The following is a 14558-nucleotide window of genomic DNA, read 5'->3' on the forward strand; positions in this document are numbered from 1 at the left end:
TTGCTTTGGCAGCTCACCGTAATGGAGTCACAGTATGGTTAACGAACGCAGTGCCGTGTATTTGGGACTTTCGCTGTTTTTTGGATTAGCGCTACTGGGGATGCAGTTGGCGGATGCAGCGCTCGATTATCGCCAATTGGAGCGGCGCGTTACCGTTAAAGGCTTGGCAGAACAAGAGGTAATGGCGGACGTGGTGATCTGGCCAATCCAATTTAGCGCCGCCGATGATGATTTAGGCCAGCTTTACCAAACCCTAGAGCAACAAGCGGAACAGATCAGCGCGTTCTTATTGCTCAACGGCATCAGTGAAACCGAGATCAGCAAAGCGCCACCGGCAATTACCGATCGTTCGGCGCAGCAATACGGCAGCCGCGAACCGAATCAACTGCGCTTTGCCGCACTGCAAACCGTGACCGTCTATTCCAATCAAATTGAATCGGTGCGGGCGGTGATGAACAAGCTGGCCGAACTTGGCAAACAGGGCATCGTCTTCACCGGTGGCGATTATCAAGCGCAAACCGAATACCTGTTTACCGGCCTCAACAGCTTAAAACCAACCATGGTCGAGGAAGCCACTCGCAACGCTCGTGACGTCGCCGAACGCTTTGCCAAAGATTCCGCTAGCCGCCTTGGCAAGATCCGCTGTGCTACTCAAGGCCAGTTCTCCATCAGTTCTAGGGACAACAACAATCCGCACATTAAAAAAGTACGGGTAGTCTCTACCGTTGAATACTATTTATCCGATTAAACCGAAGCGACACTAGGGCGTGTTGACGTTTGATGTTCGTAATTTGGTCGAGGATAGCGGCTGTCAATCGAGGATTGCGATTGAAGGCCCTCTCTTCAGAAATAAAAATCAGGGCTCTACGTCGAAATCGTATGACGAAGAGTGACGGCCGCTAGTCCGGCCCTGCAAGGCGCCCTTCGGTGATTAATGACCATTCAAATTGACTAAGCAAGTCTAATTTGGCGTTGAAAATGGCCAATGATGGGCGCAAAGATATACGACAAAGGCCAACACGCCCTAAGCAACAAGGAAGGTTTATGCAAGCGTTGATGATCATTGATATGCAAAACGACTTTGTCGATCCCGCTGGCCGCGCGGTAGTGGCGCAGGCGCAAGCGACAGTCGCCACCATCGCCAAGCTGCTTAGCCATTGGCGCCAGCAGAGGTGGCCGGTTATCCATGTGCTGCGCCGCCACCACAGCGACGGCAGCGATTCAGAGGTATTTCGGCGCCACGCTCCGGTTTGCGTCGCCGACAGTTGGGGGGCTATCCCCTACCCCAGCTTAGAGCCGCAAAGCGGCGATTGGGTGCTGTACAAAACCCGCTTTAGCGCCTTTTATCGCACCGAACTGGAACAACTGTTGGCAACCCATGGCATCGACTCATTAGCGATCTGCGGCACCCAGTTACCCAACTGCATTCGAGGCACGGTGATGGACGGGCTCTATCGCGATCTGCAAATCACCATTGTCGAAGACGCCTGTTCGGCGCAAAATCAGCAGATAGCCAGTAATAACATCATCGATATGCGTAATATGGGCGCAGTCGAAACCCACAGCAGTAATTTGCTTAATCAGTGAGACAACCCGATGGAACCGTGGCACGGCATTCTTATTCTCATTTTGGTGATCGCGGTGGTGGTTGGTAACTTGATGCTGATCCGCCATCTAGGCGACATCAAATTACCTAAGAAGATGCCCACCGAAGAGCTAAAAGAGACCGTCGATAAGTTAAATCAGCAACTTGATATTAATCATCGTCAACAGCCGCCGGCAAACGGCAGCGGCAAACGCTGAACCGTCATTCAGAAATCTATCGGCCCAGCTGGGATTTTTCCGGCTGGGCTTTTATATGCTATAAAATCAATCACCTAGGTCATCTATTAAGCAAATATTTTGCTACATAGTCTCGCCACTAGAGTTACACTTACGCTGCAAGTTTTTCAGAGGGGTGCAACAGTGGTTAAGCAGTGGTGGGATAAACGTTGGGTTCGAGTGGGCAGTTACAGTGCCATCGCTTTTGGGGTCTATTGTGGACTGCTGGGCTACGCGCTGCCGGAACTGGCCAAATCGCAGGTACCGAAATGGATTGCCAACAACACCGATGGCGAACTGAGTGTCGCCGACATTCAGTTCCATCCACTGGAATGGCGACTGCAGATCGACCAACTGCAGCTGACAGATAAGCAACAGCAACCGGCGTTGACGCTGGAGCAAGCGGTGCTGGATCTCGATCCGTGGCGGTCTCTGGCAAACTGGCAAGGTCAGGTGCGAGAACTCACTTTGATCGCCCCAGATCTGCAGCTACGCAATCATCAGGGTACGCTCAATCTGGTCGAGATTTTTGCGCCGCTTACCGCTAATGCCGAACCCGCCAGCAGCGAAGTGCCAACCGAACCGCAACCCATCCCACTGGCGGTCGATAAGCTGACCTTAAGCAACGGTCGCGTCGGTTATCAGCAGGATCAGCGCACGCCGCTGCAATTTACCCCACTAAATATTGAGGCCAGTAACCTCAATTTAGCCCAAGCGGATAACCGCACCCGCTTAACGCTTACCGGTGCTGGTGATGGCAAACTGAGCGTCGATGTTGCCAGCCAGTTGACGCCGTTGAAACTGGATGTGGCGCTAAAGCTAACCAACGCTGAGCTCAAGCCCTATTGGCAGTTTGCCCAGTTACCCCTGCGTTTCGATCTGGACGATGGCCGCTTAAGCGTCAGTGCCAATCTGGCGATTGCCGAACAGGGCGAGCAGCTTGCGGTAAACCTGAATGATGGCCAAATTGGCCTTGATGACTTAATCCTGAGTCATCAACAGCAACCACTGTTGGCGGTTGATAACTTGAGCCTCAAGCAGATCCAATTGGATCTCCTCAAACAGCAGGTTAACCTTGCCGAGATCGCCATCGATGGTGGCCACCTGTATGCCAGTCTGAGTCAAGATGGTCTCGATTTAGCGACCATTTTCAGCCCAATAACCACAGATAGCAGCAATTCAGCACCACAAACCTCAGCCACCGCAGCGTCTAAGCAAGCGCCAACCACAACCGATGAAGCACCGTGGCAACTGCAAGTTGGCGCCGCTAAGCTTGGCAACTGGCAACTGAATTTCAGCGACCAAACGGTGGCCAGCGCCGCCAACTGGCAGCTGCAGATCGAGAATTTCAGCACCGGACAACTGAGCCAAGATCTCACCCAGCCAATTACCCTAGCGCTCAACAGTCGCATCAACCAAACCGCCCGTTTTGACTTTAACGGTACCTTGTTGCCACAACCGCTAAGCCTGCAATCAACCCTAAAGCTGCAGGATTTTGCGCTGCTTGATACGCTGCCTTATTGGCAGCAACAACTGGCATTGAAGCTGCTCTCTGGCAGCGCTGATGTCGAGGGCGAGTTCAACCTCGCCAGTACCGAGCCGCTGGATCTCAGCTTTAGCGGCCGTGCTGCTATCAATGACTTCAGCAGCCAAGATCCCGTCGGCCAGCGCGACCTATTGAAGTGGCAAGCGCTCAATTTCGATGGCATCCAATTTGCGACCTCACCAATGGCGCTAGAGATCGCCACTATCGGTGCCGACAAGCCCTACGCCCGAGTGATCATCGATGAAGATGGCAGCACCAACTTAAGCCAAATTGTGCCTGCAGCGCCGAAGTCCGCCGAACCCAGCAACCAACCTGCCGAAGCGCCAGACGGCGGAGAGTCACAACCGGCGATGGCAATTCGCATCGGTGAAGTGCTTATCAGCAATGGCGATGCCTTCTTTGCGGACAATACCCTGATCCCTAAATTTGCCACCGGCATCGAACAACTTAACGGTCGCATCGGCAGCCTAAGCAGCAGCGAAAACAGCGTTGCTGAGGTCGACATCGCCGGCCAAGTAGACCGCTATGCCCCGGTAGCACTTAAAGGCAGCTTGCAACCCTTCGGTGCCGAACGACAACTGGATTTGGGACTGACCTTTGATAACTTCGAGTTGACCTCGGTCAACCCCTACGCCGGTACCTACGCCGGTTACTATGTTGACCAAGGCCAGTTGGACTTAGCGCTCAACTACAAACTCGATGGCAACGCCCTCAAGGGCAGCAATAAAGTGGTGCTTAATCAGCTGGTACTGGGGGAGCGCAGTAATTCTAAAGAGGCCAGCAATCTGCCGCTACCTTTGGCCGTCGCGCTGATGAAAGATGGCGATGGGGTGATCGATCTCGAACTGGATGTCGCCGGTAATGTCGACGACCCTGAGTTTGCCATCGGCCCACTGATCTTAAAGGCGCTTGGCAACCTGATCACCAAAGCGGTAACGGCACCGTTTGCACTACTTGGCAGCTTAATTGAGGGCGATGCGCCAGCGGAATTTGTCGCTTTTGATGCAGGTCAAGCACAGGTCACCACAGGGGCCAAAGATGAGCTGAAGCGCTTAAGTGACGCACTAAAACAGCGGCCAGAGTTATCGCTAACGGTGCTTGGTTCGGTATCGACCAGCAGCGATAGCTTGGCGCTGGCCAAACAATCGGTATCCGCCAAACTGGGGTTGGATATTGACCGCCTTGATGGCGATCAACAGTGGCAGCAACTGGAACAGTTGGCGCAAACCACCCTGGGTGAAATCGATTTTGCCGAGCTAAAAGCCCAACAGGATCCCAATGCCGATATCCAGTTGTGGCGCAGCCGCTTAAAGCAGTTGCTGCTGGAGCAGCAAAACATCGGTGATAAACAACTGGCGGATCTGGCGATGGCACGCGCCGCCGCCACTAAGCAGGTACTGGTGGATGATTTCGCTCTGCCTGCTGATAAGGTGTTTATCAAAGAGAGCCGCGTTGATCTCGACACCCGCGGCAGTCGCGCCCATCTCGAACTCGGCGCTGGTGACTAAGCCAAAGAACGCCAAATCACTGGGCGTACCGCTTCGCACGGTGCGCCGCAGTTACAAAATTAGCCCATGACTCACATGCTCTATCAACAACTAAATCAAGCCTCAGCCAAGCCAGAACTTTGGTCGGTCTACAACGCCGACCAACTGTGGACCACGCCCCACCTTGCCAAACAGATGTTGGCGTTTCACCTAAATGGCGACATCCCGCTGGCGTCACGTTCTTTCCAATTTATGGACAGCTCAGTGGCATGGCTTATCGCCCAACTCGAACTGAACCAGCACTCGCGCACCATCGACTTTGGCTGCGCTGTTGGCCACTACTGTCAGCGCTTAAAAACCGCTGGGATCGGCACCGTAGTTGGATTGGACTTTTCTAAAAGTTCGATCGATTACGCCAAGCAGCAAGCGGATAAACAGCAGCTTGATATCGAGTACCACTTGGGCAATTACTTGGACTTCCACGATCCCCGCCAATTTGACCTAATCACTTTGGTGATGTGCGATCTGTGCGCGTTAAGCCCGCAGCAGCGTAGCCAATTATTCGCCAAGTTTAAAAGCTTACTGACCAAGCACGGTGCCATTGCCCTAGATGTTTACACCGCCGAACGCTTCGCTGGATTAACGGAATCAGTATCCATTGGGCAAAATAGCATGAACGGTTTTTGGAGCAGCAACGATTACTGGTGCATCCAAGCTAACCATCTCTATCCAGAGCAGCTCGTATCGCTGGATAAGTACACCATTTGTCAGCACCAGCATCAGCAGGTGGTCTATAACTGGTTACAGCACTTCACCCTTGAGTCGCTCAGTGACGAACTGGCCGTCCATGGGCTTGTGATCGAACATCACTTCAGCGATCTGTGCGGCACGCCATACGCTGGCGGCGATGAACTGGCGGTAATTATCCGCCACGCCTAAAAAAACAAGGGCATGCGTTAAGCATGCCCTTGTTTTATTCTCGGTGCTGCAAGGTTATTCAGAAGGCTGTGGCCTAACCAATAACTCCTCGACCTCCAGCTCTGGTGCTGGCGTACCGACCCAGCCACCGCCAAGGGCGCGAAATAGGGTCACTAGATTGGTTTGCTGACTCAACTGCAAACTGATCAACTGCTGCTGAGCAGCAAAAAAGCTGCGCTGGGAATCCAGTGCGTTATAGAAGCTATCGACCCCTTGGCGAAAGCGCAGATCCGACAGCTCAAAGCTTTTGCCGGTGGCCGCCACTAACGCTTGCTGGGCTTGGTATTGCTCGGCCAGAAATGCCCGCGCGGCCAGTGCATCGGCCACTTCCCGAAAGGCGCTTTGAATCGCTCCTTGGTAACTGGCCACGGCAATATCACGATTGGCCTTGGCAATATCTACGTTGGCGCCAATTTCGTTCCAGTTAAAAATCGGCAGCGTCAGGCTGGGGCTGAAGTTCCAACTGCGAGCATCGCTGGAAAACAGATCATCCAGATCGCCGCTAAGTAATCCGGCAGTAGCGGTAAGGCTAATGGTTGGGAAGTAGTTAGCGCGCGCCGCACCGATGTTGGCGTTCTCAGCCATCAGCGCGTATTCCGCCTGCAACAGATCCGGCCGATTCAACAGCAGCGCCGATGGTAGTCCCGCCATCAATGGCGCCAGCGACTGCGCTTGAATTGCCTCCGGCATCAATGCCTCACTTACAGGCACGCCGACCAACTGCGCCAACTGGTGACGATCAGCGGCAATCTGGTTGCGAAAACGCGCCAAGTCTACTTGAGCATTGGCGACCGTAACTTCAGCTTGAGCCACATCCAATCCTGAAACCACACCATTATCGAAGCTTTGCTGCGTCAGCGACAACGATTCTAGCTGGCTTAGTAAGGTCTCTTCCGCCAACGTCAGCAGCGACCGATTGGCCGCGAGTGACAGATAGGTGGTGGCAATTTGCGCCATCACCGTGATCTGGGTGTTGCGCCGGCCTTGCTCGGTACCAAGGTAACTGAACAGTGCTTGCTGCTCTAAATTGTCGATGCGACTGAAAAAATCCAGCTCATAACTGAGGATCCCAAGATCAACGTTATATTGACGACTGATGGTTTCGGTACCGTTCAATGCTTCTGGCAACAATTGGTTGCTGGCACCAGCGCGCAAATCGATGTTGGGCAGGTTGCCTGTTCGCTGCACCCCATACTGCGCTTGTGCCCGTACCAAGGTGTAGTACGCCACTTGCAAATCGCGGTTGTGGCCCAGACCCAGTTCAATCAACTGCTGCAGTTTGGGATCGACCATAAACTGGCGCCAATCCAGCTCGGCACTGCTTTGGCCTACCTGATCGCCAATCAGGTTTTCCAGTTGCGGATCTAACGAGGTTACCTCAGGTCGCTGATATTCCGGTGCTAAGTTGACGCAGCCCGCAAGCAGTGCGCTCGCCACCAGCGTGACGCCCTTTACTGACTTCATGAGCGCACCTCCTGATCATCACTGGCAGAGGAAGAGTCGTTATCCGTTTTCTTACCAGCGAATAACTGCATCACAAACACAAAGAACAGCGGGATAAAGAACACCCCAAGGAAGGTGGCGGTTAATACCCCGCCAACTACCCCGGTGCCGACCGCGTTTTGGGCACCGGAACCGGCACCACTGGAGATGGCCAGCGGCAATACCCCGAAGCCGAAGGCCAGAGAGGTCATGATGATCGGCCGCAGTCGCACCTCGGCAGCATGCCAGGCCGATTCTAAGATCCCCTGCCCCTCATCGTGATATTGCTTAGCGTATTCGACAATCATGATGGCGTTTTTCGACGACAATCCAACGGTAGTTAATAGCCCTACTTGGAAGTAGACATCGTTTGCCAAGCCGGTGATGTCGGTTGCAGTCACCGCACCAAGCACCCCGAGCGGCACCACCAAAATCACCGCAAACGGCACCGTCCAGCTTTCATAAAGTGCCGCCAAACAGAGAAACACCACCAGAATCGACAGCGCGTATAACATCGGTGCTTGGTTGCCAGAGGTGCGCTCTTCACGACTAAGCCCAGTCCATTCCATCGACACCCCGTTCGGCAGTTCGGCCACCAGTTTTTCCACCGCCAACATCGCTTCGCCGGAACTAACTCCAGGTCGAGGCTGACCTTGGATCTGCATCGACGCCACGCCGTTGTATCGTTCCAAACGGGGCGAGCCGTAATCCCAACGACTGGCACTGATCGCTTTTAACGGCACCATCTCGCCTTGGGTATTACGCAAATACCAGTCATCCAACTGCTCCGGTCCCATCCGGTATGGCGCGTCCGCTTGCACATAAACCTGTTTGACTCGGCCACGGTCGACAAAGTCGTTGACGTAAGCCGAACCAAACGCGGTCGAGAGGTTGCTGTTGACGTCGGACAGATTAACGCCCAGCGCCTGCGCTTTGAGTTTGTCGATCTCCACCACAAATTGCGGAGTGTCATCCAAACCGTTAGCGCGCACATTCATCATGGTGGGATCTTGATTGGCCTGCTGCAAAAACTGATTGCGTGCCTGCCCTAACGCTTGATGACCGGCACCGGCACGGTCTTGTAGATGCATATCAAAACCGGTGGCGTTACCAAGTTCAATAATCGCCGGCGGCACAAAGGCAAAACCGAGCGCTTCTTTGATGCTAAACAGGAAGCCCTGAGTGCGCGCCATAATGGCGCTGACATGGGCATCGGGAGAGGTACGCTGATCCCAAGGTTTTAGGTTTAAGAACATCATCCCAGCGTTGGCGCCTGCACCAGCAAAGCTGAACCCCGCCACCGAGAAGATCGCATCAACGGTTTCGGTCTCTTGGGTCAGCACGTAATCTTCGATTTTGCGCAGCACCGCAAGGGTCTGATCTTGAGTCGCACCCGCTGGCAGGTTGATCATCCCCATCATGATCCCCTGATCCTCATCCGGCAGAAATCCGGTCGGCAACTTTGCTAAAAAGCCACCAGCCACCACCGCCAACGCAACGAACGCCAGCATCGACAGCTTGACCTTGTGAGTCATCGCCTTAACGCCGTTAACATAGCCTTTGGTAAGTCGTTCGAAGGTGCGATTAAACCAGCCAAAGAAACCGCTATGACTGTGTTCGGTATGGCGCATCAGCGAGACGCACAAGGTTGGCGATAAGATCAAAGCCACCAGTACCGACAAGCCAACGGCGGTGACGATAGTGACCGAAAACTGGCGGTAGATGATGCCAGTGGTGCCGCCGAAGAATGCCATCGGCACGAACACCGCACTCAGCACCATACCAATCCCCACCAAGGCACCGGAGAGTTGCTGCATCGCCTTGCGGGTGGCCGCCAATGGGCCAAGGTGCTCTTCGGTCATCAACCGTTCAACCCCCTCCACCACCACAATGGCATCATCAACCAACAAGCCGATCGCCAACACCATGGCAAACATGGTTAGGGTGTTGATGGTGTACCCCAGTGCCAACAGCACCGCCACCGTGCCCAGCAACACCACGGGAACCGCAATGGTTGGAATCAAGGTGGCACGCAGATTCTGTAAGAACAGGAACATCACCAAAAACACCAACACCACCGCTTCAATCAGGGTGTGGACCACGTTTTCAATCGATAGATTGATAAATGGCGTGGTGTCATACGGCAGCGCCATCTTCAGCCCTTCGGGAAACAGTGGCTGTAACTCCTGCAGTTTTTGATTTACCAGTTCCGCGGTATCCAAGGCGTTCGAGCCAGTCGCCAGTGCCAGCGCCAAACCGGCTGCTGGCTTGCCATTAAACCGCGCCGAGGTTTGATAGTTGGAGGCACCAAGTTCAATGCGGGCGACATCGCGCAACAGCACCCGAGAACCGTCGTCGTTGACCTTGACCAAGATCTGCTCAAATTCGTCTACGTTGGTTAACAGCGATTGCACGCTGATGGTGGCGTTTAATTGCGAATCTGGCAGCAGTGGCGCCGCCCCTAGCTGACCGGCAGAGATCTGGCTGTTTTGCGCGGCAATGGCGGCATTAACATCCGATGGCATCAAGCCGTAGCTCTCCAGCTTATTAGGATCAAGCCAGACCCGCATCGCATAGCCCGCGCCAAACAGAGTCACCTGACCGATGCCGTTAACCCGCGCCAACGGGTCTTCCAAATTACTGGCGATAAAGTCGGCAACATCAATATTGCTCATGCTGCCATCTTCAGAATAGATGGCGATCACCTGTAAAAAACCGGCGCTGGCTTTCTCGACTGTAACCCCCTGACGCTGCACCGCTTCCGGCAACGAAGCGGTTGCCGCCGCCACTTTGTTTTGCACCTGCACTTGGGCAATGTCCGGATCGGTACCGGCCAAGAAGGTCAAAGTGATGCTGGTGCTACCAAAGGAATCTGAGGTAGCGGCAATGTACTGCAGGTTATCAAGGCCGGTGAGCTGCTGTTCAATCACCTGAGTCACTGTTTCTTCAGCGGTTTTCGCCGAGGCCCCGGGATAGGTGGCGGTCACCTGAATTTGCGGTGGCGCAATATCGGGATATTGCGAAATCGGCAGTTGTGGCAGCGACAGCAAGCCCGCCAACATCAATAGGATCGACAGCACCCACGCGAATACTGGTCGATCAATAAAAAATTGAGCCATGAGCTACCTCACTGCGCCAGTTGCTCGACGCCACCAACTGGGGCCCCGGGGCGGACAAACTGCAATCCTTCAAGAATCACCCGCTCGCCACTGCTAAGGCCAGAGAGCACCAACCAACTGTTGCCACGCATCTCGCCAACGGTCACTGGCCGCGCTTCCACCACATTGTCACTGTTTAGCACCATCACCGTCGCCGCCCCAGTTGGAGTCCGGCTAACCCCTTTGGCGGGGATCAAGATGGCGTTTTCGCGGGTTCCGGTCACCAGTTCAGCACGGACAAACATCCCCGGTAGCAGCAGCTCGTCAGGGTTGGCGAAGGTGGTGCGAATAGTAAAGGTGCCGGTGGAGGGGTTGACGTTGATGTCGGCGAACTGGAACTCTCCTTTTTGCTGATAGCGGCTGCCATCTTCAAACAGCAGTGATACCTCGGCAGCATCGCTTTGATTGCGCACCAACTCACCAGAGGCCCAAGCTCGGCGTAACTCAGTTAAGGCACCGGTAGACTCGGTAACATCAACGAAAATGGGATCAAATTGCTGGATGGTTACCAGCGGCTGCGATTGGTTGGCGGTAACCAAGGCACCGGCGGTCACGCTAGAGCGGCCAACTCGGCCACTGATTGGCGCAAATACCTTGGTGTATTGCAGATTAATGGTTGCTGTTTCCAGTGCCGCCTCGGCGGTATCTATCTGCGCTTGCGCCTGTTCAAACTGCGCTTGGGCATCATCAAAATCCTGTTTCGATACCGCTTGCGAATTCACCAAAATCTGAAACCGCTCTGCCTTGGCCTTGGCGGTTTTCAGATTTGCCCGGGCCTTGGTGATGTCCGCTTTCGCCCGAGCCAGATCCGCTTGATAAGGGGCCGGATCGATTTGATACAACTGCTGGCCTTGTTCAACCAACGCACCTTCGGTAAACAACCGCTCCAGCAAAATGCCACTGACCTGCGGCCGCACTTCCGCCTCTAACGACGCTAAGGTGCGTCCCGCTAGGGTGGTAGTCATTTTTAGCGGCTCTGGGGTAACGGTGATCACCCCAACTTGTGGTGGTGGAAACCCCTGTTGCTGCGGTGGTGCTTCACCGCAGGCGCTTAGCAGTGTCGCCACTGCCAGCACCATCCACCAATGAACTCGCGTTTGCCAGCGCGCCATAGTGCCCCTCTAACTTTTGCTTACCTAAGTCTGCATAAAGTTAGTAAACGCACTGAGGTTTGGTGGATTTTCACCAGCAACAAAAACGCCTTGGTGATAACCAAGGCGTTGTTCAAGCCAGTTAGAAATAGTGATAGAGGGTCAAACCGCCATGCCAATCATCGCCGTGCCAGTGGCGATAACCGGTTTCACTGCGCAGCGCCCAGTTAGTTGCCAACTGCCAGTGCCAACTGGCGGTCACTTTGGCGTTGTGGCTGTCACTGCCGCTGGTTAATGCCAACCACTGGGCGGCGATCCCAAAGCGGTGCTGCGGCACCGATTGCCACAACACACCGCCACTGATCCCGGCGCCCAACACAGCTTGTTGGTCGGTGAGCGCGCCCACGCTGAGTTCGGCACTGACCATTCCGTAATAGTGCAAGCCGTCGGTTTCGCCCCACGCTTTGCCGTAGCCGCCATGCGCAAACCAGCGACCATCGAGTTCGGCTTTATTTGGCATGCGGTCAAAGCCAACCTGCACCTGCCAGGCGGCGTTATCAAACACCTGATTGCTTGGCGCCAATGCCATCGCTTCGACTATGGTTAACCGCTCAAGCTGCCAGTGCTGCTGTTGGCTGTAACTTAGTTGGGTATCTAAGAAGCTGATCTTGGCGCCCGGGATAAAGCCCTGCTGAGAGTCCAGCAGATCGTGATAGGCCAAACGTCCCTCAAGCGTCAGTAGCCCGCCCTGCAGCTGGCTGTGACCGCCGCCACCACCGATTCGAGCAGAACCATGACCGCGCTCCGGCGATACCTCAGGCTGCACCACTGGATTAAAGGGCGATGGCGTCTTAATTCGACTGCGCTGATACAGTAATTGAGTTAACTGCCTGGCGGTCGGATCCCGCTCTAGTCCTAAATCATACAGCTCGAAATTGAGCCATTCATAAGCTAACTCTAAAATCGCCGCCCGCTGCGGATCGCTGTACTGCGCCGGATCAGGATACTGCCCCTGTTTCGCCAACTGCGCAGCACCAAACAACGTCGGGTCCAGTTGCTGCGCTTGGTCCAGCAAACGGGTTCCGAATGATTCTCGATAAGCCGGCGGCTTAATTAAATCCGCTTGTGCCAACGCCGCCACGGTATCACTGGGGATCGCCATTAGTGGAAATTGATTGACCAACTCCAGATCGTCACGGGCCAGTTCCAACAATGCCAATAATTGGTACGAGCAATTTTCATCAAGGAAGTAATAATCAAATTCAGCGTGGTGCATCTCCCACAGATGCAACAAAATTCGATGAACTTCGGCTTCAGAAAATTTCAGTGGATATTCCCAAATATCACGCGATTCAATATCGTTATATTCGCGCACCTTACGATAATAAGGCATCACCGTATAACGTCCGGGATATTGGCCAAATAAGCCCTTCATCGCATACAGCATTGGATTATCTTGGCCATCCGGCTCTGCGGCAAAGTTGACCGCATAAGCGACCAATTCACTGTTGCGGTTTTGCTCTTTGGCATCAACCCGCAACAAGGTGTGGCCAAACATCGACGATGGGTTGTTCATGTACGCCGTTGGAAACACCAAGGTCAGCCCCTGCGGCGCCAACGCCTGTTGCCATTCAAGCAGCTCTGGGCAATTAAGTTCGGCGGCTTGCCCTAACTGCTGTTGCAGCCAAGTGTAACGGGCGGGAAAAGCACAGCGCATCTGCTGCGCCTTGGCATCATCGGCCTGATACAACGCGGCAATGGTCGCTTGCAACTCTTGTTGCGGTGAATATTTACCGTTAGCGGCCAGGTAAAACTCAGCGCTATCAACTGTGCCGCCATAGCCGCCAAAGGTCTGCGGCAAATAGTGGCCTAATTTTAACCAGTATCGTTGCTTGGCCAGTCGTTCCACATCAAACTGCGGCGGTTCAACCTCGCCGTGAGTTGATGCCAATACGGGTAATGCGAAAAGTAAGCCGCAGCCAATCAGCCACCCTTTATTAATTGCCGCCAAGTTCATTCACTTCCGGATTATTATCTAATTAAATTGAGCAACCCTTAGCTAGCTTAAAAGCTGGTCAATTTAATCAAAAATAAAAGTGCCAGAGAACTCTGGCACTTTATTTATTACGCGTCGCGTTAATTACAGCGCGTAAGCAGACAGAGTGTCGCTATCAACCAGCATGTTGTTGATGTTTACCATTACGTCGTTAGAAGTAACGTTGGCCGCCGCGTAGATGGTGCCGAAGTTGTCTTGGGTCATTGAGGTAAACAGCACTTTATCAGCATCTTGGATGCCCCAAACCTGTGCCAGAGTATCCAAAGTTTCACCTTCGCCTTTAGCGATATCGCGAGCCAGGTTGTCCATGTTGCCGTCGATGAACAGGGCAATCTTCTCACGAGAGTGAATGGTGCCGTTACCATCACAACCCAGGGTACCCAGAGAGATACCGAAAGTTTGGTTACCAGAAGTACCGTTGGTAGTTGCCGCCAGCACTTTGAATACTTTGCCCTTCTTACCGTCGAAAATCATGGTGCCCAGACCACAGCCAACATCCGCGTCAGCCATAGCAACACCAGAGAACGGCAGAGTAGCTGCCAGCAGGGAAACAGCAACAAACTTTTTCATTAGAATATCCTTAACAATTAAACGCTGATCTACCGGATCAGTCCGCAGATAATAGTAAATTAACTGCGGCAACTGTAGAAATATTTATTCAAGAGGATTTGCTTGATCAGCTTGGATTAACAAATGCAGTTATTTTGTACAGCTTTATTGTGCCCTGTTTGTCATGACTGTTATTCATGCAGGGTCTTCAATAAACGCTTTACCGGCGCTGGCAAATGTCACTCTGGCTATGATCACAAAGTTACCAATATTGTTACGATGATCACTCTCCTTGCGAATAAACCAAATAACCTTTCGATGCCGCCATTATTGCTGGCTATGTTATTGCCGTCGCCGTGGCGGATACTTGGTGCCGCGATTGACAACCTA

At 53.6% G+C, this 14558-nt stretch carries 10 protein-coding genes; 5 read left to right on the plus strand and 5 right to left on the minus strand.

What is annotated here, in order from left to right; genetic code table 11:
* Positions 1-34 precede the first annotated feature (34 nt).
* The 5 genes from G506_RS0103245 to G506_RS0103265 all read left to right on the plus strand — a co-directional run bounded on the left by G506_RS0103245 (position 35) and on the right by G506_RS0103265 (position 5793).
* Positions 35-748, plus strand: a complete 714-nt coding sequence (locus G506_RS0103245) for an SIMPL domain-containing protein (RefSeq protein ID WP_028115625.1) — start codon at positions 35-37, stop codon at positions 746-748.
* Between the two features lie 296 nt (positions 749-1044).
* Positions 1045-1587, plus strand: a complete 543-nt coding sequence (locus G506_RS18610) for a cysteine hydrolase family protein (protein ID WP_035386908.1) — start codon at positions 1045-1047, stop codon at positions 1585-1587.
* A gap of 9 nt (positions 1588-1596) precedes the next feature.
* On the plus strand, positions 1597-1803 hold the full coding sequence (locus G506_RS0103255; protein WP_028115626.1) for a DUF2897 family protein: 207 nt from the start codon (positions 1597-1599) through the stop codon (positions 1801-1803).
* 162 nt (positions 1804-1965) lie between these two features.
* The gene (locus G506_RS0103260) at positions 1966-4875 is read left to right on the plus strand and encodes a DUF748 domain-containing protein (RefSeq protein ID WP_028115627.1); all 2910 of its coding nucleotides are present in this window, start codon (positions 1966-1968) and stop codon (positions 4873-4875) included.
* A 66-nt stretch (positions 4876-4941) separates the two neighbouring features.
* Positions 4942-5793 (plus strand): class I SAM-dependent methyltransferase, encoded by an 852-nt coding sequence (locus G506_RS0103265; protein WP_028115628.1) that lies wholly within the window; start codon positions 4942-4944, stop codon positions 5791-5793.
* Between the two features lie 54 nt (positions 5794-5847).
* On the opposite strand, the gene G506_RS0103270 is transcribed toward G506_RS0103265, so the two are convergent.
* From G506_RS0103270 to G506_RS0103290, 5 genes are all read right to left on the minus strand, one after another.
* Positions 5848-7296, minus strand: a complete 1449-nt coding sequence (locus tag G506_RS0103270) for an efflux transporter outer membrane subunit (protein WP_028115629.1) — start codon at positions 7294-7296, stop codon at positions 5848-5850.
* Positions 7293-10433 (minus strand): efflux RND transporter permease subunit, encoded by a 3141-nt coding sequence (locus G506_RS0103275; protein WP_028115630.1) that lies wholly within the window; start codon positions 10431-10433, stop codon positions 7293-7295. Before G506_RS0103275 ends, G506_RS0103270 begins: the two co-directional genes overlap by 4 nt.
* 8 nt (positions 10434-10441) lie before the next feature.
* Positions 10442-11584, minus strand: coding sequence for an efflux RND transporter periplasmic adaptor subunit (locus tag G506_RS18615; RefSeq protein ID WP_035386910.1), 1143 nt, complete (start codon positions 11582-11584; stop codon positions 10442-10444).
* A gap of 121 nt (positions 11585-11705) precedes the next feature.
* Positions 11706-13514 carry an Lnb N-terminal periplasmic domain-containing protein gene (locus G506_RS0103285; RefSeq protein WP_205619459.1) on the minus strand — a complete coding sequence of 603 codons (1809 nt, stop codon included), beginning with the start codon at positions 13512-13514 and terminating at the stop codon, positions 11706-11708.
* Positions 13515-13703: 189 nt separating this feature from the next.
* On the minus strand, positions 13704-14189 hold the full coding sequence (locus tag G506_RS0103290) for a DUF3015 family protein (RefSeq protein ID WP_028115632.1): 486 nt from the start codon (positions 14187-14189) through the stop codon (positions 13704-13706).
* Positions 14190-14558: the final 369 nt, after the last annotated feature.

The organism is Ferrimonas senticii DSM 18821 (genome assembly GCF_000422665.1).
In the GTDB taxonomy this organism is placed as follows: Bacteria; Pseudomonadota; Gammaproteobacteria; order Enterobacterales; family Shewanellaceae; genus Ferrimonas; species Ferrimonas senticii.